Raw genomic sequence first — 21,760 nt, 5'->3', positions numbered from 1 at the left:
GGGGGCGGGGGGCCCCCCCGGGGGCGGGGGGCGGGGGGGGGGGGGGGGGGGGGGGCGGGGGCGCCCCCCGCCGCGGGGGGGGCGGGGGGGGGGGGGGGGGCCGGCCGGCCGCGGGGGGGGGGCGGGGGGCGTGGTCTGCTTCGCGCCGGCGCCGCGCCCCCCCGGGGCCCGCCCCCCCCCCCCCCCCCCGGGGGGTCGACCGGGCGGGGGCGGCCTCGGAGCTGCTCCGGGGCCGCCCCCTGGCAGGGTCAGGTGACGGTGATGGTGGCGGGGTTGGCGAGCGGGGTGTAGCCGTCGTTGTGGAGGTACCAGGCCGTGTAGGTGCCGGCGGTGAACGGGCCGGTGGCCGGGATCGTGACGGTGCCGGCGGCGTCGGGCGCGTACTTCCAGGCGACGGCATCGCCGTTGCCCGGACCGGTGCCCGCGCGGTAGAGGCCGATCCAGTTCTTGGCGGCGAGGGTCGCGGCCGGGGTGGAGTACGAGAAGGTGAGGTCGGCCCCGGCGGCGACGGTCGGGGTGGTGGTGGTCAGGGTGGGCGTGGTGGCAGGGGTGGCCGGGCCGGCGGGGGCGGGCAGCGCGGGGGTGCCGGCGTCGAGGTTGTAGTAGGCGGTGACGCGGGCGGTGATGGTGTCGGTGTAGGGCACCAGGGTCGGGAAGCGGGTGGCGATCACGTCCTTGGTGGCGGTGGTCAGGGCGGCGGTGCTGCCGGTGGCCCGGATCAGGTGCGGTTCGAGCTGGCGCATCAGCTGGTAGTCGCTGGTGATGCCGAGCGAGCCGAGCGCCTGTGCGAGGGAGGGCGTGGTGGTGGCGGTGTCGAGGACGCGGCTGACGTAGGTGACGCGGTGAAGCACCCGCCAGCACGGGGGCTTGCTGACGTCCTGTCGGGTCTCGCGCAGGGCGCGCGCGGCGGCGCCGGTGTCGCGCTCCAGCCATTCGGGGTCGATGACCTTGCCGTAGAAGTCCTCGTAGTTGTCGGCGGAGCTGTCGAGGTAGAAGGTCATGAACCGGTAGGCGTCGACGCGGCCCGGCACCAGGACGGGGCTGCGGTCGGCGCCGAACACCGGCTTGCCGTTCTCCGACTTCTGCAAGTTGCGTCCGGGTTCGGCGGACACCTCCAGGCTGAAGGTGCGGGAGGCCTCCTTGGTCTTGCTGCGGGTGACGGCATACCCGCCACCCACCGTGACGCTGCCGCTGATCTCCACGCCGACCGAGCCGCCGTCGAACTTGAAGCCGCCGCCGACGGTGAGGCTGCCGCTGAGGCTGAAGTCGCCGGCGGTGACCTCCGTGACCTGGTCGGTGGTGGACGTCGTCTCGGTGAACAGCCCGCCGGCGGCGGTCCACACGTAGGTGTTGACCAGATGGCGGCGGGCGGCGTCCTTGGCGGCCTTGCGGGCCGTCGCGGGATCCGAGTCGGCGGCGCCCAGACCGGCTGCGCCGGAGTGGCCGAGCATCCCGCCCACGACGCGGGTGGCCTGGTCACGGACCGGGTTGGAACCGAAGGCGGCGGTGTAGCCGAGGGTCGAGACCGATTCGTAGAAGGTCTGGAGCTGCTGTTCCTCGCGCCGGATGCGTCGCTTGAGGGCGTAGGCCTCGCGAGGTCGGTAGTAGCTGTACTCGCCGCCGTCGCCCGCGGTCGGGAACGCGGGGTCCGCGAACGGCTGGAGGGCGCCGGACGTGCCCTTGGGGGCGTATCCGACGACGCCGTCGAGGGTGCCCTGCTTGGTGTACTTGGGGTTGATGGGGAAGGCGATGATGTTCCAGTCGCGGGGGATGTCGGCGTTGGGGACCATCCGGTAGGCGACCAGCACGCCGCTGTGCGCCAGGCGCAGCGCGTACACGTCGGCGGTGGCAGACTGCACGACGGCGAAGCCGGCGTTGGCGGGTACCCACCGACGTCCGGCGGCCGGGTTGACCTGCCCGCTGGCGGCGTCCTCCTCCCAGTTCCCGGTGAGGGCGACCTTGCTGGTGCGGGTGGTCCCGGTGCTCTGGGTGACCTGGACGTTGTTGGCCCAGCTGTTCGAGTGCTCGATCTTGCCGGACACGTAGAGGTCGCCGGTGAACTTCATGACGGGCGAGGAGGTGCCGATGCCGAGGGGGGCGGTGATGATCTGGCTCTCGAAGGTGAGCGAGCCGCCGATCTTCGCCTCGGCGGACGCGTTGAAGCTGCGCTTCTCGTCGTGGGAGAGGGAGTCGGAGACGGAGTCCGCCCGCACGAAGGACACCGAGGACTTCTCGGCGTAGTCGTCGGCCGTGCCCCACACCAGGTTCTCGGACGGCATGGGCGGCGCGCCTTCGAGGAAGCCGATCAGCTGCGGCTGGAACTGGGCCTGCCCGACCCAGGTGGTGGCCAGTTCGCCGATCTTGTATCCGGTGCGCAGGTACCAGCGGTTGTTGCGGACGTAGCCGTAGGCGCGCTTCATCACCCCGAACGGGTGGCCGTTGGCGTCGCTCTGGAGGTCGCCGTACTCGGAGGCGGTGGGTGTGGTGCCGATCAGGGTGTTGAAGGTGGTGGCGATGCCGGTCAGGGCGGAGCGGACTTCCGCGGTGTCGGCGGAGATCGGCGCGCTGGAGACCACGTTCCGCGGCGGGGTGGGCGAGGGGGTGAGGTCGTTGCGCCGGGGTCCGTGGTCCTTGGCGTTGGCGCCGGGGGTGGTGGAGGCGCCGTCGAAGGGGTAGTAGGCCACCAGGTCGTTCAGCTCGCCGTGCAGCCGGCCGAACATGTTGTCGAGGATCTGCTCCCGGGTGCGGCAGGTCCGCCAGACGCGGACCTCGTCGAGGGTGCCGGCGAACGCCTCGGTCAGCGCACCGCCGGTCCACCGGCCGCCGACCGCCGTCCGCGTCGGGTCGCCGGGCTGAGCGGGGGTCGGTGCGACCTCCGCCGTCTCCGGGACGCCGTTGACGTAGAAGGTTGCCTGGTTGCCCTTCGGGTCGGGGGTGCGCACCCGGCGGGCGCCGCCGAGCTTGGCCGGGTAGGTGTTGCACGCGTCGGCGGTGACCGGTCCCTCCTTCTCGGGGAAGTTCCACCAGGCGACCAGCCCGGGCGTGTCCGCGGCGATCGGTGCGCCGATCTGCTTGCCCTCCCGGGCGATCTTCCAGATCCGTACGTCCGTCAGGCAGCCGCGCAGCCGGTTCATGGCGCGGCCGTTACGGACCAGCCCGAGTTCGCAGCTCCCGTCGTTGCCGACGGGGACGGGGCCGTCGAAGGTGAACGTGCTGGACACCGTCATGGACGTCGCGTCGCCGACGTGGAACTGGATCGCGACGGCGCCCTTGGCGTCGGCGGGGTGCTTGCGGGTGACCGCGACGCGGGCGAAGGTGCCGGGTTTCAGGGTCAGCCCCGAGCGGTACTCCCGAACCCCCTGCCGGCCGTCGGCGGGTTCGAAGGCGAAGGCGACCTCGCCGTCGGCCCGTACGTACAGCGCGTACGGTACCGCGGAGTCCGCACGGCCTCCGCCGAGCACGCCCTTGCCGATCAGGCCGTGCACCGTGCCCAGGCGGTCGATCCGGACGCCGGCCTCGATCGTCAGGTCGGCGGTCAGGTCCAGCCCGTCCGGCCCGCCGGCGTCCAGGTGGCCGCCGTCCGTCGCCATCGCCCACTGCTGCTTGAACGCGAACGCGACGTGCGTCCAGTCGCCGTACGGGTTCGGGTCCTTGGTGGTGAAGGTCTGCGCGCCGACTCGTGCCACCGCGCGGTGCCCGACCAGGGGTGAGATCTTGCTCTGGTAGGTGCCGGTGAGCGTTCCGTCGTGCCCGTTGCCCGAGCGGTCGGTCAACAGGCCGTCGTCGAACTGCCAGTAGGCGAGCAGGCCCGACTCGTGACCGCGCAGCCGTCGCCACATGCCCGCCTTGATCTGTTCGGCGCTCCGCACGGTGTCCCAGACGCGGATGTCGTCGAAGCTGACAGCGGCCATGGCGATTCCGCTGAGCCGGGTCGGCTTCCCCGGATCGCTGTCGTAGCGCATCGGCAGTCCCGAGCCGTCCCAGCGGCCGTCGTACAGCTGCACCGGGTTCCCGTCGCAGTGCATCTGGAACTTGCCGGTGGCGCTCGTGTAGCCGAGCGTCCAGTGCTGCCAGGATCCGGTGAGCCGGTTGTCGGTCGAGGGAACGCTCACCACCGTGTAGCCGCGGACGGTGATCCCGAGCGTGCCGTCGGGCGTGAGTTCGAGGCCGAGGTCGCCGCTCGTGAACAGCCGCTGTGCCATGCCCGGGGACGTGCTCCCGAGGAGCCACATCTCGATGGTGAAGTCCCGTCCGCCCAGGGACAGCCGATCGCCGAAGTCGACCGTGTTGGAGGACAGCAGCTCGATGCCCTGGAACATCCGCGAACTGCGCAGGGACAGGCCGTAGGGGACGGCGGGCGCCGCGGCGTGCAGCACGCCGTGGTCCACCTGCTGGGAGTGGTCGGCGCCGGTGGCGGTGGGGTTGACCCAGGCCTCCAGCGTCAGACCGCGGTCCACGGCGAAGTCCGCGGTGTCCGAGGCGAGCAGGTACTGGCTGCTGCCGTCGAACGCCGGGGCGCGGCCCGGCGCGTGCCCGCGCCAGTGCGGCCCTACGCCGTCGCCCTGATCGGCCGCCGTCCCGTCCGGCACCGCCTCGGCGGCGTCGAAGCGGGAGACCGACACGATCTGCGAGCCGCGGGACAGGTCGACGCCGGCCACCGAGCACGTCGCGTCGGCGTAGTCGTAGAGCATCCTGGAGACGGCCGCGCCCACCGCGGAGGCCACCGCGCCGCCGGTCACCGTGAACGACTTGGCGCCGGCCGGGACGGCCGCGTCGACCTGCCGGACCCGGCCGTCCACCGACACCCGGCTGCCGGCGGCCAGCGCCTCGGCCAGCGGCACGGCGAGCTCGACCGTCCGGCCGCTCACGGACCGCACACTGCCCAGCGGCGTCCCGGGCGGGAGGTTGCCGTTCAGGACCGCGGCAAGGGACGCGGCCGCGCGCGGCACGCTCCGGAAGGTCTCGGTGCGCGGCCCGCAGGTGACCGTGACCACGCAGCGGTCCGCGACGGAGTCGGGGGCGACCACGACGGTGAAGTCCTTCAGCCGGGTGGCGGTGTCGCGGGCGACGAACTGCACCGTGCCGTTGCCGACCTTGGCGGAGCGAGTGGCCCGGGAGACCAGCGTCGCGTAGTAGACGCTGAAGAACTGCCCCGAGCCGCCCCGGAAGTACAGCACCAGGTCGCCGGTGGAGGAGTCCAGGAGGGACGGCGTCTCCTCGGTCCAGGCGAACGCGAGCAGGCCGCCGAACACCGTCAGGCCCTGCCGGTCGGTCGACACCAGTGGCATCTCCACCACGGTGTCCCCGCCGCCCGCGGTGCCGCCCGACAGCGTCGCCAGGGTGTCCTCGGCAGCGGCGAGGGCCGCCTGCCGGGCGCCCAGCCGCTGTTGGGCGGGCTGCGCGTCCTTGAGCGCCTGGGCCGTCCAGCTCATGTCGCGGAAATAGGTCCACACCTCGCCGCGGGCCCTCGCAGCGTTGTAGGCATCGATGTCGGTGAGGTACTGCGGGATCTTGGAGGCGATCAGGCGGTCGGCGTCCAGCGCGGCGCGTGCCGCGTCCACCCGCGCCGTCGCGGCGGCGATCGCGGCGTCGGCGCCGACCGCCTTCGGCCGGTCGCACCCGGCGAGGGTGACCACGGCCGGCACGGCCGCCAGGCGGCCTTCCCGGGTGAGGCCGAAGTCCACCGCCGCGACGTAGCTGCGGCCCGGGTCGCCGCCCGCCGGAGCCGGACCGGTGGTGCCGCAGGCCAGCAGGAGCCGGCTCTGGCGCTTCTCCTGGCTCGCCGTGCCTCCGTAGCCGGAGGTGGCGGGCTCCTGCTGGAAGTACATGGTGGCGGTGAGCCCGGTCTTCACCGCGCGGTCGGCGAAGGCGAACACGTCCCGGGCCAGCCCGGGGCCGTCACCGACCGGGGCGGAGGACTCGACCCATGCCACGCCGCCCAGCGCCGTGGCGTCGCGCCGGGCCCGGGTGTGGTCGCCGAGTGTCGTGCCGGTGCCCTCGTCGAACCGGTAGTAGGCGGACAGACCCGCCTCCACCCCGCTCAGCCGGCGGCCCCGGTCGCCGAACTCGGCCTCCTGGCGGGCGCGTTCCCAGACCCGCACCTCGTCGATGTCACCGGTGAAGCAGGACTGCGGGGCGCCCGAGACCAGCCTGGCGCCGACCACGGCGGCCGACCGCGCATCCGGCACGGCCGTCACCGCGGCACTGCCGGCCTTGACGCCGTCGACGTACAGCACGGCGGTCCGGCCGTCGAAGACGGCGGCCACATGGGTGTACGCGGAGAGCGGGAGCTGAACGCCGGAGACCACCCGTGTGCCCGCGATGTCGACGACCGGCTTGCGGTCCGCGTCCAGTTCCAGCGCGAACGTGGTGGAGGGCGAGGCGGCCTGCGACAGGATCGTGCCCGAGGCGGCCGTCGGCCGCACCCAGGCCTCCACCGTGCAGGCCGCGGAAGCGGCGCCGCCCGCCGGGGCGGCGGGCAGCCGCACGTAGCCCTGCTTCGCGGCGTCCAGCCGCAGCGCGGTGCCCGCGCGGTCGCTCGTGGCCGGCACCGGTATCAGGGGCCGCCTGGTGTACGGGCAGAGCCCGGGCCCGCGTTCGAGCACCGACGCGGCGTACTTCGGGTCGGGGCTGGTGTACAGCTCCGAACCGGCGACGTCGAACAGGCCGTTCTCGTCCTCGGCGCAGTTGTAGCCCTCGATCCGCCCGGTGTCCTTGTTCAGGGCGAACAGCTGCCACCGGGACCGCCCGGTGACGGCGGTGGGGAGCTGCAGCGCCGTGAACTCCCCGCTGCGCAGCGGCGCGACGAACGACAGCTTGGTGGTCGGCTCGTAGAACGCGACGCCCTCCATGTCCCGGGTGCCGAGGGTGTCGCTCTCCGACGCGCCGCGCGTCTTCGAGCGGGACCGCTGGTAGCGCACCTCCACCACGGGCTTCAGTACCGAACCCACCAGCACGAACCGGTCGCAGAGCAGCGAGCGGTCCACCACTGCGGCGGCGCTCGCCTTGGTGCCGGCCGCCGCCGCGGCGCGGTCCCCGGACACCACGCCGCCCGGGGCGTAGAACACCGCGTCCTGGTGCGCGGCCTCGACGGACTGCCGGAACAGCACGATGTGGCGGCCGTCCGACACCACCTGCAGCGGGGTCGGGGCGCTCAGCCGGGCCGTCGTCGACAGGAACGGGTCCCGCTCGTCCGCCGGTACCGTCACCCCGTCGGCCTCGCTCCGTCCACCGGTGCGCACCACCGGCATCCGCAGCACCCCGGCGGCGGCCGTCGCCGCGGCCCCGGGCGCGGCCACCTCGACCAGCTCGCCCGGGAACGGCACCAGCGCCGGCTCCTCGTTCCAGTACCGGGCGTCGAGCGGCCCGCGCTTGGTCGAGGCCTGCTCCAGGTCCAGGACGCTGTAGTAGACGCGCCGCTGGTCGTCCATCGCGAACGCCACCGTGGTGCCGCCGTGGCGCACCATCACCGTGGACACGTACGTGCGGTCCCGGTAGACCTTCACCGAACCTTCGTCGAACACTTGAACCCCCCACGGTCCACGTCCACCCGCAGGCGGACGTCACGGTCCGCACGCGGCCGCGGCACGGCCTCCGCGCAGGCGGAAGCGCGCACGCGGACGGTCGCGTACGGAACACGAACAGAGATCGGAGATCGGAGATCGGAGACGGGCACAGCGGAGAGGGTGTCACGCACCTGTCGACGGACGCCGACCCCCTGTGGGCCCGCACCGCGACCTGCTGGAGCTCGACACCACGGTGGACACTCAAGCCCGCTGTGCCTCGGCAGACGTTACCGGCGTACTCGGGGGCGATGCGCTGCCTTCGCCGAAATCGCGCCCGTCGCCCGGCACCCGCCGACGCCTTTCCGCCACCGTGTGCCGCCGGAGGGGCACCGGGCTCCACGGTCGTGCCCGGACCGGTCGCGCAGTCCGTCGCGGGAGAACGAGGACGCCGAGTGGAGGTGTCAACGGCTGCTGCCCGACGAGGAGTTACCTTGCGGCGAACCGATGGGCCGAGCTGCGATGTTCTTTTTTGACGGAACGTCAAGCGCGCCTTCTCGTCGCGGCGGAAGCACGTCCCGCCGGCCGCTTCGCCGGCCCGCCCGGGCCGACTCCGCAGAGCCGCCGCCGGCACGGACCGGCACGGGTCGCCATCGCCCGCACGGACACCGTTCGCGGTCCCGGCAGGCCGCGGCGGCCCCGGACAAGTGACCGGAATCCGCCCCTCCGGAAACGGCGGGCAGATGGCGATGTCGTCCCCGCGGCGTCGCGCCGGCGACTCGGCGGCCCCGGGCAGGCGGCGGGGCGCGCGACGGACTGCCGGGGCCCGCCGTTCCGGATCGGAACCGGCGGGCCCCGGCGGCGCTCAGGACCGTATCGGCGATCAACGACAGCGCCGCCTACCTCCGCCTGATCCACACCCACTGCCACCGCTGGCGCGGCGCCAGCACCGGCAGTCGGACAGCACTGCAACCTGCCAGTAGCCCTGCGGGGTCTGCTTGAGCCGTGTGCTCGGACAGCGGGCACGCACGGTTCTGAGGGGGCGGGAGCACAGCAATGTGCTCCCGCTACCCGACTTGGTCGGGAACTACAAGAACGCCGGCCAGGAGTGGCACCGCGAGGGCGAGCCGGTCCGGGTGCAGACCCACGACCTCCCGGACCGGGAGCTCGGCAAGGCGATCCCGTACGGAATCTACGACCTGGCCGCAAACACGGGCTGGGTCAACGTGGGCACCGACCACGACACCGCCGCGTTCGCGGTCGAGTCGATCCGTCGCTGGTGGAAGGCCCGCGGCAGCCTCGACTACCCGGCCGCATCCCGGCTGCTGATCACCGCGGACGCGGGCGGCTCCAACAGCTACCGCACCCGCGCCTGGAAAAGTGAACTCGCAGCCCTCGCCCTGGAGACCGGCCTGCAGATCACCGTGTGTCACTTTCCTCCGGGCACATCGAAATGGAACAAGGTCGAACACCGACTGTTCTCGCACATCACGATGAACTGGCGCGGCAGGCCGCTGACCAGCCACGAAGTCATCGTGAACAGCATCGCCGCGACCCGCACCAACGCCGGGCTGACCGTCCACGCCGAACTCGACACCAGCGCCTATGCCACCGGCTTCACCGTCGGTGACCGGCAGATGGACGTTCTGCCGCTGGACCGGCACACCTGGCACGGAGACTGGAACTACACGTTACGGCCCGAGCCCTACGCCGAGATCAACGAAGCCCCGGACCCGTTCGACCAGCCCAGCCCCGACCTCGCCTGGCTGCAGCATCCGGCCTTCACCGGGCTCACCCCGGCCCAGTGGGACACACTGATCGCCCAGCTCTTGACCCTCCACGACACCCAGCGCGAAGGCCAGTTGGACAAGCGGCGCGGCCACCGGCCCCGCATCAAGGGCGACGGCACCACCGGCCGCCGCCCCGTCCTCACCCTCGCCGACCGCCTCCTGGCCGTCCTGCTCCACCAGCGGCTCGGACTCCCGCAGGTCGCCGTCGCCCGACTCTTCGGCGTCACCCCGGAGACCGTCAACCGCCGCACCCGCGACGTCCGCCAACTCCTCCAAGCCACCGGCCGCACCATCAAGCCCGCCGAAGCCCCGACTCGCCGACGTGGAAGCGCTTTCGAGCTCGCCTCCACCCAGGGCATCACCCGCCAGATCAAGACTGCGAGTCAATCCTCCGCAGGTCCTAAGGAGCGCACCTTGGGCGCCTGCCTGAGCTTCAGGGTGCCCTGATACACGAGTGTCCCGCCGACTCCGTGTGGTACCGGCGGGACAGCGGGGGGCTCAGACGACGGGGGCCCAGGACTGGGAGTTCGCGCTGCTCGCCGAGTTGACGGTCGTGATGGCGCCCGAGGCGAAGCTCGTGGTGTCGAGGGCCAGGCCAGTTTGCGGGTTGGTGAGCTTCAGAGTGCCGTTGCTCTTGGCGACCTTCCACTTCTGGTAGGTGTTGGCCGCGTCGAAGGCCTTGACGGTGACCGCGCCGCCGGCAGCGGTGGGGGCGGTGAGGGTGAGCGGCTGGGTGCAGCCGTCGGAGATCCGGACGGTGCCGTCCGTGTTCGCGTCGAGCTTCCAGCGCTGCCAGTTACGAGTGGTGTCGAGGGTGCCGAGGGTGGCGTTGGCGCCGCTGGCGGCGATGCACGAGCCGTAGCGCTCCAGCGCCATGCCGCCGCCGTCGGTGAGGCTGTGGTACTTGCCGTCGCCGATGATGGTGAGCCCGTAGTCGATGGTGTGCGGGGCGAGCTTGCCGAGCGCCGCACCGTCGGTGGCCAGCGGCGGGTTCGCGGCCGGGCGGGCGGTGTTGAAGTAAGCCGAGAAGGTGTACGGCTTCTGCGCGGCGATCGCGGCGATGCTTCCGCTCCAGCCGTTGTCGACGTTGCGCCAGAGGCCGAGCAGAGAGCCGGCGACATTGCCCTCCACCTGGTCGCCGACGTCCCATCCGCCCCCGTAGGCGAACTCGGAGCTGCTTCCGTCGCCGAAGACGAAGCGGGAGTCGCCGAGCATATAGGCGGCGGCCGCGTTGGCGAACCCCTCCGACCACCCGCACCCTTCGGAGCTCACCCGCCAGATGGAGTGCGTCTGGCAGGTGAGGCTGTCGGACCACGGTCCGTTGAAGAGGCGGTGCATGAGGAAGTGGCTGGCCTCGTGCAGGATGTAGTGCTCGGAGTCGGCGTCGGCGCCGATGATGTAGACGATGTTGTTGGCGGGGTCGTACTGCGTGTGGCCGGAACCGGGGCTCGCCGGCGCCCAACGGACTTTGAGCGGGGTGCAGGTGTTGCCGTCCGTTTCATTGGCGGACCAGCAGATGCTCTTCGGGTTCGCGCGATTCCACCACGCGACGTTGAGGGTGTCGGCGATATGCCATGCCTGGGCCGTGGACGCCGGGGCCTTGGTCGTGCCGAAGTTCGTGTTGCGGCTGATGTTGGACATGGCCTGCGACAGCATGGTGTACACCTCAGAGGGGCCGTAGACCCACCACAGCCGGTTGCTCGCCGCCCAGGCCTTCACCTGCACGGAGCTCAACGAGGTGGTCGTGGTGGGCGTGTAGCAGAGGTTGTAGCTGCCATCGATGTAGTCGGTGAGCCCCACGACGTTGAGCGCGTGCGGCGTTTCGGTGCTCTGCTCGGAGCCCCACAGCTCGACGGTGGCGTTGCGAAGCGGCTTGGTGCGGGTGGGCTTGGCCGGTCCGTCGTCGGCGGACTGGTAGTCGTACTGGAACGCGCCGCTGATGCAGATCGGGGTTGCCGCCCTCGCAGCGGTGGCCGTGAGCGGGATGGCGGCCACGGCGGCGAAGAGGGCTGCGGCCAAGGCGGTGACCCGGTAGGGCAGTCGCAGGCGGATGGTCATGCTGATCCTTCTTTAGGTGTCTCTCCGAAGCTCCACGCCCTGGTTGGGTGGCGGCGCTAGTGCAAGGCATCACAAGACGGCGCTGAACACCCCGGCGCCACCATCGTTCGGTAGCAATCGATTCCGGTTGGCCCAATGATCTGCGGCACCTGCCGCCGCGCAGCAGAGCGCGCGGAAGCACGCGGGGTAGTGAATGCCGTGATCCGTAGCCGACTCCGCCCCGGCAGGCGGAGAGACACCAACCGCACATCAGCGCTGAGGTGGGCGAGGAGCAGACCGCCGCGATCGCCTGCCGGACGCGTACTGCTGATCCGGCCTACCCCTTCTCCGCCGCACTCGCCGTGACCAGAAGGAACAGCCGATGACGAGCACGGTCACTTACGTCCGCACGGACACCGTCCCGCTGTCCGCCCTCACGCCGTACCCGGGTAACGCCAAGCGGGGCGACGTCCCGACGATCCTGGAAAGCCTGTGCCGCAACGGCCAGTACCGCGCCCTCACGGTCCGGGACGTCGAGGCCGACGGCGCCCTTGTCACCCTCGCCGGTAGCCACACCACCCAGGCGATCGCCGCCCACGGCCCCGGCCCCTGGCGGGCTCACCGTACATGCCGACGGCGAGGAACAGCCGTGCGCGCTGTGCGGTGGCGAGGAGCGGGAGCCAATCGCCCGGATCGAGGTCATCCGCTGCGACGACGAGACCGCCCGCAGGATCAACCTGGTGGATAACCGGGCAGCAGAGACGAGCGGTTGGGATCAGGACGCGCTCGCCGCCCTCCTCGACGGACTGGACGACCTGTCCGGCACCGGGTACACCAACGTCGACCTCGGTGATCTCCTCACCGCCATCGAGGACGCCGCCGAGGAGCTGGAAGACCCCTACGAGGAGCCCGAGGCCGCCCCGGCGCCCGCCGCCCCCGCCGCCCCGGCACCGGCCGTCAAGCCCGTCGGCCAACCCCTTCCCCCGACCGGCGAGGCCCTGCCCGCCCCGGCGCCCGCGCCGGTCCCGGTGCCGGGCCTGTGCCGAGCGTCCTCGCCCCGGCGTTCGTGGAGCCGAGCGCCCCCGCCCCGCTCGCCCCGCCGTCGCCTGGGCACGCGCAACTCGTCCTCGCCTACGCCGCCGACAACCGCGACGAGGTCACCCGACTCATCGCCGCCGCCCGCGCCGGCGGCTGATCTTGATGTCGTCAGGCATCAGGATGGTGCTCATGACTGGTGATCCCTTGCATTGTCCCTTGATGAGCTGCGCAGGTCCTTCGATGTGCTGATCCGTCACGTCGAAGGTGCCACGGCGGGCGGTGCCGTTGTCCTGGACAAGGACTACTTCTGGTCGATCCCGTCCGACGAGCTGTACGACGTCGCGGAGGCTCCAGGCGACCTGACGATCGGGCAGCTCTCCGAGTCCTGGCAGCATCTGCAGGATCTGCTTGCTGATGAAGATCGTGCTCTGGGATACCACCTGGTGTGGCTCGCTGACGTCTGTAGAGATCTTCTGACCTCCGACTGGGGCATCGGGTCAGCCCAGGGCCATCCAGCTCGTGAAATTGAAGTTGGTCCTCTCGCCGGGAGCGACACTGATCGAGTTGCCGACACACGCCCCGGAGGTGGTCGAGGTGTACGCCTGCAGGTACGAGCTGGTGTTGTTGACCAGGCCGTAGGAGTGCAGCCCGACCGGGTGGCACTGGTGGTACCCAGGGTTGGTCACGGTGTAGGTGTCGTAGTCGCCCCCGTTGACCCAGGTGACGGTGCCGGTCGCGGCCTGGGCCGGTGCCGCGGCGAAGCCGACCGCCAGGCAGGCTGCGGTGGTCGCGGTCACCAGTACGGCCCGGAGGTTCGAAGCACGGGTCACAGTGCACTCCGTTCGTAGGCGCGCATGGGGAGGTCCATGCCGTCCGGGGAAGGGCCCGCGAGACGGCGGGCCGAGACCATCAGAGCAGCCGTTAACAGCTCTGCCCGGGCCAACACTCCATGCACCATCCGAACAGGTGAGTAGCCGTCGAAGTGCTGTGGAAAGCAGGGATCTCTGGTAGAGGAGCGAGCCGCTACTGCCTCGCTGCTCAGGTGATCGGGCCGACGAAGGCACATCCGGCTGGGTTGGCGACGACGGCGTCGCCCCGGCGGGCGTGGCGATGGTGACCACCGTCTGGTCGGCGCTGATCTTGTACGGCGAACCGGACGATCCGTTGCCCGTAATAGTGACGCGGTCACCGGCGGCCTGAGGAAGGGCAAGCCGCACGAGGACTCCCGCGCTCCGCACCGATCAGATCTGATCAAGCCTAGCACATGAAGCATCTTGTTTGATCAAAAAATGAGCATGTGATGAAGCATCAAAAGACTTGTGAATAGCATGGATTAAAACCGGAGCGACAGCATCCGGTCGTGCCCTCCGAGAGGCGGAACCTCATGCCACTGACCACTGAGAACCGGCTCGTGCCGGACAGGCGGCTGCGCCGCCTGAGGCGCGGCGCGGCGGCGGTGCTGGCGACCGCGCTGCTCGGCACGGTTAGCACGGTGCTGCCGACCACGTCCGCGCACGCGGCTGGCCCGGCGCAGCTGGTCTACGTCGCCAACGACAGAAGCAACTCCGTCACCGCCTACGACCCGGCGACCGGCACGGTCGTCGCCACCATCCCGGTCGGCACCGCGCCGCGGGACGTCGCCCTGTCGCCGGACGGAACGCAGGCGTACGTCACCAACAGCGGGAGTAATTCCGTCTCGGTGATCGACACCGCGAGCAACACTGTCGCCGCCACCATCCCGGTCAGCAACCATCCCGTGCCAGTGGCTTTCTCCCCGGACGGTGCGCACGCCTACGTGGGACAAGGCGCCAGTCAGGGCGGTGTGGCCGTGATCGACACGGCCACGCGGATGGTCGCCGCCACCGTCCCGGTCGGCGGTCAGCCGACCTCGCTCCAGGTGACCCAGGACGGCGGCCGGGCCTACGTCGGCAACTTCACCAATAACGTGGTGGAGGTGATCGACACCGCCACCAATACCGTCACGGCCACCATTGCCGAGCCCGCCGGGGCCTACAGTCCGGCCGGGCTGGCGATCGCCCCCAACGGCGTGTCCGTGTACGTCACCAACTACAACAGCGGCAACGTCACGGTCATCGACACCGCCAGCAGCGCGGTCACGGCCCTCGTCCCGGTCGGCTCGCAGCCGTTCGGCGTGACCGTCACCCCGGACGGCCAGTCCGTCTACGTCGCCAACATGTCGAGCAACTCGGTGTCCGTCCTGAGCATCGCAACCAACACCGTCACCGTCACCGCCACCGTGCCGGTCGGCGTCCGGCCGGTCGGTATCGCGGCCGCCCCGGAGGGCGGCGCCGTGTACGTCGCCAACAGTGTGTCGAACACTGTGTCGGCGATCAGCACCGCAACCAACACCGTCACCGCCAACATCCCCACCGGGACCGCCCCGCACGGCCTGGCGGTCACCAACGCCACCCCGGCCGCCGTCACCGGCATCGCACCCGGCCACGGCCCCGTCACGGGCGGTACCACCGTCACCCTGACGGGCAGCCACCTGGCCGGCACCACTGCGGTCGCCTTCGGCGGCACCCTGGCGAGCAACGTCACCGTGGTCGACGATTCCACTGTCACCGTGACCGCCCCGCCACACGCGACCGGCGCCGTGGACGTGACGCTGACCGCCAGGGGCCGCACCGTGGCCGCCGGGCAGTACGCCTATGAGGACCCGGCGCCCGTGCTCGCCGGCATCGCGCCCGACCACGGTCCGCTGGCCGGCGGCACCACCGTGACCATCACCGGCAGCCACCTGACCGGGGCAACCGCGGTGAACTTCGGCTCCACCCCCGTCGCGTCGTTCACCGTCGACAGCGACACGCAGATCACCGCGACCGCGCCCGCCGCAAACGCCGTGGGCACCGTCGACGTCACCGTGACCACCCCGGCCGGGACCAGCCCGGCCGCCCACTACGGCTACGTCTACCCCTTCGGCGGCTTCCAGGCGCCAGTCGACAACCCGCCCGCCGTCAACGCCGTCAACGCCGGACGCTCCGTCCCGATCAAGTTCAGCCTCGGCGGCAACCGTGGCCTCGGCATCCTCGCCCCCGGCCAGCCTTCGGTGCAGGAGGCCGACTGCACCACCGGTGCGCCGATCGGCTCGCCCGTCCCCGCCGAGACCGCGGGCGGCAGCAGCCTCCAGTACGACCCGGCGAGCGACACCTACACCTGGGTGTGGAAGACCGTCAAGACCTGGGCCGGCACCTGCCAGATGTTCACCCTCGGCCTGAACGACGGCACCACCCACACCGCCCTCTTCCACCTCCGCTGAGCCCGCCACAGCGAAGCGCCCGCCCCCGTCGACTTCGCGGGAGCGGGCGCTTCGCCGCGTGAACGGCCTTGCGCGAGACGGCGGCCCCATCTCTCTCCCGGCCTCGCGGCGTCGCTCCGGCCGGGGTGGCGATGATGTGGACGGTCGCCCCGTCCAGCGGCGCCGAGGCGGCGAGAATCGTGAGGCCGATCAGTGCGACGACCGTCGCCAAGCTCTGGCGGACGTTGGTCGTGCGGGACGTCGCCGAGATCGCGGTGATCCGGTAGTCGACCGGGCTCGCCGACGCGAGCGTGCCTCGTTTGGCGATGCTCGTTCATTGGCCCATCGGGACAGGTTGAGCGGCTGGTGGCCGCTCGTTGGTGATCGGGCGCTGCTGGTTCCGTGCGCTCAGTGGGGCGTAACGCCAAACCGAACGCCCCAGCGGCTGGTCGGCCCGGCGACGAGCCGATCGATCCAGGCGCCCTACGCGTCACGCGCCGCCTTGAGTGGCGAATGCCTGCGGCTACTGGGCGATCGCGGCGAACGGCCGAGCGACAGGCGCGTCATTCGGATTGGGACTTGGCAGCCGATAATCCCAGGTCAAGGCGCTTTCGCGTATCAATCCATGATCCGGAAGGCGTTACTTAAGCGCCGAGTCTAGACAGTATGCACCTGTCGGATTACAGTCGGTTCAGATCCTGCGGCAGCAGGAAAGACAAGAGGGGGCGGAAAAGGTGAGTGGCGGCTGCAAATGCCGCCTTGCCCTGCCATTCGGCGGGATTTCTCATTTATGGAAAGCGGCTCATGGAGCTTACGGGACCGCGCGGTTCGACTCAAAAGACTCCCGTCGGCTGACGCCGCAAGTACTGAACCTGATGCCCCCTTCCAGCCTCGCATTCAGCGCCGCAAAGGCTGCCGGCAGCGGCGCTCGCTCGACCGAAGTTCGGCGAGCTGCTGGCATACGCGCGGCCGGGCGACACCGTGCACATCTCCGAGATGTTCCGCCTCGTTCGCGGCACCGGCCACATCCTCGACGTGCTCGACGTCCTCCACCGCGACCGCCTCGCACTGCGCATCCACGACGGCGCGTTCTCCGCGATGGACCTCACCGCCCGCCACCCGCGCACCGGCGAGCTGCTGTCCACGGTGAAGTTCATGGTGCAGACCCTCGCCGCCGCCGGCGAACTCCAGCGCGAGCTGACCTACGACGGCCTGCGAGCCGCTGCGGCCAAGGGCAGTAAGGGCGGCCGGCGCCCCGCCTTCCCGGCCGGGAAGACCGGCGACGTCCGCACGGCCTACCTGGAGGGCCGCTCCATCGCCGCCCTCGCCCGCGACCACAAGGTCAGCCGCGGCGCCATCCGCACCGCCGTCGCCGACCTCCTGCCCGAGCACACTGCTGCCGACGTGGACGGCCCGGCCCCCGAGCTGCCGGTCACCCCCGAGCTGCCGGTCACCCTCGACATGCCGGGCAAGGTCGCCGCGCCGCCGAGCTGGAACCCGCCGAACGCGCCGTGCTCGACCAGGGCGTGGCCGTACGGCGGGTTCGGCTACGCCCTTCGCGTCAGCGCGGTCCCCGCGGTGCACCGCCAGCTCCTGGCCCGCTGCCAGCCGCTCGACGGCGGCCACAGCGTCCCGGTGGTTCCGGCCCAGCGCAAGGCCCGCCGCGAGTACGCGAGCCGCGTCAGCGCCCTCGCACCGATCGGACCATGATCGTTCTCACCGATAACCACGGTTCCATTGATCCCCGAGGCCGTTCTACAGCTCGACATCCATCCAGGCGACGTCGTTCAGCTCGACGTCGAGGCCGCTGGCGCGGCGTCCGCCGTCCTTGAAGTACGCGTCGCGCAGGGCTTCGGCGAGGATCCGCTCCTGCTCTGCCTGGCTGGCTCCGGCGTCGCGGGCCGCGTACAGCCGCTGGGCAACGCTGCCGGGCATCTTCTGGGTGATCACGCGAGGGCGCGGGTCGTCGGTGGAGCCGCCGGCCGCGCTATAGCCGAAGGTCGCCTGGATGTGCAGCATGAAGCCGTTCTTCTCGGCGTCGCAGCGCACCCGCTTCTTCACCCTCGGCTGCCAGGCGGCGCGGACCTTTGGCCTCGATGGCCTTGGCTGCGCGGGCTTGGGGGTGCCCTGGCCCTTGGGCCAGCGCTGTACGGTGTGCTGGGAGACGCCGAGGTCCTGGGCGAGCTTCTTGGTGGAGCCCTTGGCGCCCTTGAGCAGGAACCGCATCCGGGCCCGGACGGACTGCGGGACCGGACGGGTCCGCTCGGCACGCTCCAGGCCCTCGTCTATCTCCCGGCTCACACTGTTCTCCCTTCGCGGCCGCCGAGCTCGGCGGCCACTGCTGGCGGTCATGGTGGGCGGCCCGCCGGTCGGTGCCGGCGGGCCGCGCGGGGAGGCGGCTACTCGTCGACGGAGACGACGCCGCCGGCCTTCATGTGGCGGCCCGGGTTGGCGCCGTCGGCGATCGGCTCGGTGATCTCGGCCATCGGCCGGGAGCCCTCGAACTTCACCATCCCGGGGCTGATGCCCAGGCGCAGGGCCAGACCGGACCGGTGGGCGGGGCCGCGATTCTGTACCCGCCACGGGACAAATGCGTTACCCGTGTTGGTAACGCGAAGGGGCCCGCCAGGTTGGCGGACCCCTTCGGTGGTTGGTGCCGTCAGGCCGAGGTGGGGAGCTGGCCAAGGTTGGCGATCTGGGCGGTGTAGCGCTCACGGCGCTGCTCGGTGAACGCGGCCGGTTCCACGGCCTTGATCTCGGGAACGGCGGTCGCCGGCGAAGCAACAGCGCCCCCGGTCAGAAGCGGGTGGAGCTGGTAGCGGCCGCCCTCGATCTGCCAGGCAAGGCCGGTCTCCCGCAGTTGCTGCACCGCGCGGTTCACTGCGGGCACGGCGGTGCCGAGGGCCGCGGCCATCTCCCGCTGGGAGATTTCCGCGGCCCCGGTCTCCTCGTTGTACAGGGACAGCAGCACGTCCAGCGGTCGGCCGATTTTCGCCGGTCAGTCGCGCGCGGGCGGGTGCGGGCAGCGCGACCGTGACGGCCTCGTAACGCCTGATGCCAGGTCAAAGTTCCTGGTTTCCCGGCGAACTTGTGTGAAGTCCCTTTAAGCTCCCGTTAACGATGGCGGCTTTCCGCCACTCGCGAACTCGCTCACGAGGGCGGGCGGGCGGAAGACCCGAACTGGACAATGAGAGCAGGGATGACGACGACAAGTGAGCGTACCGCCGGTGCCGCGCGCGGCCCGGGCGGGGGGCGGACGGGTCCACCTGGCCGCCGTGCCGCGGGCCTTCGCACCGCGGGCGGCGCGGTGACGCTGGCCTTGCTGGCCGGGTCCTGGTCCCTGGCGGCGGCCCCACCGGCCTTCCCCCAGACTGGGGACGGCACGGTGGCGGTCCACGTGATCCGGGCCGTGGACACCGACGGTGTGTGGACGCCCGGGCTGGAATCGGGCATGGCGGGCGTGAAGGTGACGCTCACCGACGCCGCCGGGGTCTCGATCGAGGGCACCACGGCGGCGGACGGCACCGTGACGGTGGCGCCGGCGGCGAGCAAGCTGACCGGTGGCAAGTACCGGGTCCAGGTGGTGAATCCGAAGCCGGGCGTGCTCTACCCGGCCTTCGCCTCCCGCGAGGGTCTGGACGGCGGGCCGAACAAGCTGAGCTCCAACGAGGAGTTCGTCGACCTGTCCGGCGGCAAGAAGGTGGAGATCACCACGGGGCTGTGGAGCCCGGGTGACTACTGCCAGAAGAACGCGCCGCTGGTGACGACCTGCCAGCCCGTGCCCAGGGAGGGCGGGGCGGCGCACACGCTGGTGTCCTACCCGTACAACTCCCGCGGGGTGGCCGGCACCAACGTGCCGGTGACCGACCTGGCCACCGCCGAGCAGACCGGCAACCTCTACGGCATCGCCTGGAACAAGGCCGACCGGCGAGTCTTCGCCTCGGCCCAGGCCAAGCGGACCACGAGCTACGGTCCCGGCGGCCCCGGCGGGATCTACGTCACCGACGTGGCGCAGAAGAAGACCACGCTGTTCGCCACCGTCCCGGACGCGGGCACCACCCCGCACACCCCGGGCAACGACGACGGCTTCCTGGCCCCGGTGGGCAAGGAGAGCCTCGGCGGCATCAAGATCACCGACGACGGCAAGGACCTCTTCGTCGTCAACCTGCACGACCGCAAGCTCTACCGCTACGACGCCACCGCGGCGACGGCGGCCGCGCCCAAGGCCTCCTACCCGATCCCGGACCCGGGCTGCGCGGCGCCGGGGGACTGGCGTCCGTACGGCCTCGGCCTCCAGGACGGCGTCGGCTTCCTCGGCGGCGTCTGCTCCGGCGAGTCCACCGGCAAGGCCTCGGACCTGCGGGCCGTGGTGCTGCCGTTCGACCTGGCCACCGGCGCGTTCAAGTCGGCGGTGCTGAACCAGCCGCTCGACTTCCCGCGTGCTGTCTCGGTCCCGACGTCGTGCCCGGGTACCGCCTGGTTCCCGTGGCAGGACACCTTCCCGACTTCGCAGAACGGCCAGGCCTGCAACAGCTCCCTGGCCAATCCCGAACCGGAGTTGGGCGAGATCGCGTTCGAGACCGACGGCTCGATGCTGATCGCTTTCCGGGACCGCTTCGGCGACCAGTCCTCGGCCGGCCCGACGCAGGGCCAGGGGACCCCGGTTCTGTCCGGTGGTGACCTGAACAAGGCCTGCCTGGTGAACGGCACCTATGTGCTGGACACCAACAACGGCTGCGGGGCCACCACTCGGGGCACCCGGTTCTTCGACAACAACCGCCTCGGCCACAACAACGCGGCCAACGCCGGGCTGGCGTTCTCGAAGGTCGAGGACTCCATCGCGACCGCGGGCTACGACACCAACTACATGATCGTCGGCTACGGCACCGCCTCCGTCAAGCGCAACGGCAAGGCGGACGGCGGCGTGCGGATGAACCCGGAGGGCACGAACTCCTCGCCGTTCGGCAAGGGCGCCGCGATGGGCGACCTGGAGGTCCTCTGCGACCAGGCGCCGCTCCAGATCGGCAACCGGGTCTGGTACGACCCCGAGCGCAGCGGCCTCCAACTGCCGGGCCAGAAGCCGGTACCGGGCGCGACCGTCCACCTGTACGACGAGGCGGGCAAGCTCGTCGGCACGACCAAGACGACCCAGCGCGGCGAGTACTACTTCGACGACAGCAACGTCGACGGCGGCCTCAAGCCGAGGACCAAGTACACGATCAAGCTGGACAACCCCGCCGACTACGCCAAGGACGGCCCCCTCTTCCAGTGGGTGCCGACCGACCACGACGTCGGTGACAACCACTTCATCGACTCCAAGGGCATCGTTCCGAAGGGCGGCAAGTTCCCGGAACGGGCACTGACCACCGGTGGCCCCGGCGAGAACGACCACACCTACGACTTCGGCTTCCGCCTGCAGGAGGGTGCGCTGCGCCTGGTCAAGCACGACCAGGACGGCAAGCCGCTGGCGGGCGCCAAGTTCCAGCTGTGGCACGAGACCAACGGGACCGACGGGCTCCAGCCGACCGGCGACAAGCCCGACACCAAGGTCGGTGAGCCCTGCACGACCGGGGCCGACGGCATCTGCCAGGGCACCGGGGTGCCGGGGACGTACTACTGGCAGGAGCTGAGCCCGCCGGCCGGCTACGAGGCGCCGGAGGTCACCGTCTTCGGTCCGCTGAAGCTGACCTCGGCGAACCTGGACGCCGGTGTGGAGGTGACGGCCGTCAACAAGCTGATCCCCACCCCGACGCCGACGCCCACCCCGACCGAGACGCCGACCCCGGCGCCGACGTCGGCGGCTCCGGTGCCGCCGGCCCCCGCCCCGCAGCCTCCCGCACCCGGGCAACTGCCCCACACCGGTGCGGGTGAGGGGATGCCGATCGCATTGACCAGCGCTGCGGCGCTGATCGTCCTCGGCACCGCCATGGTGCTGGTGGTCCGCAGGCGCAAGGCCGCCCAGCGCGGCTAGCGTTCGCAGTGAGTGGGCCCGGCGGGGGAAGACCGGCACCGGGCCCGAATCGGGCGGGTTCGTGGGACCGTTGGTCCCCGGACCCGCCCGACTGTTTGCGCGGCTGCCCGAGGGTGTTGAGGGGTGCTGTCAGGTTGAGTCGCGGGCCTTGGGGCTGGGATGA

General features: G+C 71.2%; 11 protein-coding genes and 1 pseudogene. 6 read left to right on the top strand and 6 right to left on the bottom strand.

Annotated elements, in window-relative coordinates; translation table 11 throughout:
- Positions 1-248: 248 nt before the first annotated feature.
- Positions 249-7,523 carry a LamG-like jellyroll fold domain-containing protein gene (locus ACIRRH_RS34965; RefSeq protein WP_403075532.1) on the bottom strand — a complete coding sequence of 2,425 codons (7,275 nt, stop codon included), beginning with the start codon at positions 7,521-7,523 and terminating at the stop codon, positions 249-251.
- Positions 7,524-8,575: 1,052 nt separating this feature from the next.
- Between ACIRRH_RS34965 and ACIRRH_RS34960 the strand changes: the two are divergent.
- Positions 8,576-9,739: pseudogene (locus tag ACIRRH_RS34960) on the top strand (ISAzo13 family transposase); the annotation flags it as partial.
- 51 nt (positions 9,740-9,790) lie between these two features.
- On the opposite strand, the gene ACIRRH_RS34955 reads toward ACIRRH_RS34960, so the two are convergent.
- Positions 9,791-11,350 (bottom strand): RICIN domain-containing protein, encoded by a 1,560-nt coding sequence (locus ACIRRH_RS34955; RefSeq protein WP_403075529.1) that lies wholly within the window; start codon positions 11,348-11,350, stop codon positions 9,791-9,793.
- 1,018 nt (positions 11,351-12,368) lie between these two features.
- On the opposite strand from ACIRRH_RS34955, the gene ACIRRH_RS34950 reads away from it, so the two are divergent.
- On the top strand, positions 12,369-12,524 hold the full coding sequence (locus ACIRRH_RS34950) for a hypothetical protein (protein WP_403075526.1): 156 nt from the start codon (positions 12,369-12,371) through the stop codon (positions 12,522-12,524).
- Here ACIRRH_RS34950 and ACIRRH_RS34945 read toward each other — a convergent pair.
- Positions 12,496-12,807: a hypothetical protein gene (locus tag ACIRRH_RS34945; protein ID WP_403075524.1), complete on the bottom strand. Its 312-nt coding sequence runs from the start codon at positions 12,805-12,807 to the stop codon at positions 12,496-12,498. The two genes, ACIRRH_RS34950 and ACIRRH_RS34945, sit on opposite strands and share 29 nt — an antisense overlap.
- A gap of 57 nt (positions 12,808-12,864) precedes the next feature.
- Positions 12,865-13,197, bottom strand: a complete 333-nt coding sequence (locus ACIRRH_RS34940) for a hypothetical protein (protein WP_403075521.1) — start codon at positions 13,195-13,197, stop codon at positions 12,865-12,867.
- Between the two features lie 554 nt (positions 13,198-13,751).
- On the opposite strand from ACIRRH_RS34940, the gene ACIRRH_RS34935 reads away from it, so the two are divergent.
- The 3 genes from ACIRRH_RS34935 to ACIRRH_RS34925 all read left to right on the top strand — a co-directional run bounded on the left by ACIRRH_RS34935 (position 13,752) and on the right by ACIRRH_RS34925 (position 17,336).
- On the top strand, positions 13,752-15,647 hold the full coding sequence (locus tag ACIRRH_RS34935; protein ID WP_403075518.1) for a PxKF domain-containing protein: 1,896 nt from the start codon (positions 13,752-13,754) through the stop codon (positions 15,645-15,647).
- 134 nt (positions 15,648-15,781) lie between these two features.
- Positions 15,782-15,913 (top strand): hypothetical protein, encoded by a 132-nt coding sequence (locus ACIRRH_RS34930; protein WP_403075515.1) that lies wholly within the window; start codon positions 15,782-15,784, stop codon positions 15,911-15,913.
- Between the two features lie 694 nt (positions 15,914-16,607).
- Entirely contained in the window at positions 16,608-17,336 is a 729-nt protein-coding gene (locus ACIRRH_RS34925) for a hypothetical protein (protein ID WP_403075512.1), read from the top strand.
- Between the two features lie 45 nt (positions 17,337-17,381).
- On the opposite strand, the gene tpg is transcribed toward ACIRRH_RS34925, so the two are convergent.
- Both tpg and ACIRRH_RS34915 read right to left on the bottom strand, forming a co-directional pair.
- Entirely contained in the window at positions 17,382-17,927 is a 546-nt protein-coding gene (gene tpg, locus ACIRRH_RS34920; protein ID WP_403075509.1) for a telomere-protecting terminal protein Tpg, read from the bottom strand.
- Between the two features lie 358 nt (positions 17,928-18,285).
- Positions 18,286-18,597: a winged helix-turn-helix transcriptional regulator gene (locus ACIRRH_RS34915; RefSeq protein WP_403075508.1), complete on the bottom strand. Its 312-nt coding sequence runs from the start codon at positions 18,595-18,597 to the stop codon at positions 18,286-18,288.
- 336 nt (positions 18,598-18,933) lie between these two features.
- On the opposite strand from ACIRRH_RS34915, the gene ACIRRH_RS34910 reads away from it, so the two are divergent.
- On the top strand, positions 18,934-21,597 hold the full coding sequence (locus ACIRRH_RS34910) for an SdrD B-like domain-containing protein (RefSeq protein WP_403075506.1): 2,664 nt from the start codon (positions 18,934-18,936) through the stop codon (positions 21,595-21,597).
- Positions 21,598-21,760: the final 163 nt, after the last annotated feature.

Origin of the sequence: Kitasatospora sp. NPDC101235 (assembly GCF_044767505.1) — a bacterium.
GTDB lineage: Bacteria > Actinomycetota > Actinomycetes > Streptomycetales > Streptomycetaceae > Kitasatospora.
The sequence above is the reverse complement of the archived record's forward strand: the minus strand, read 5'-3'. Positions and strand labels throughout refer to the sequence as shown.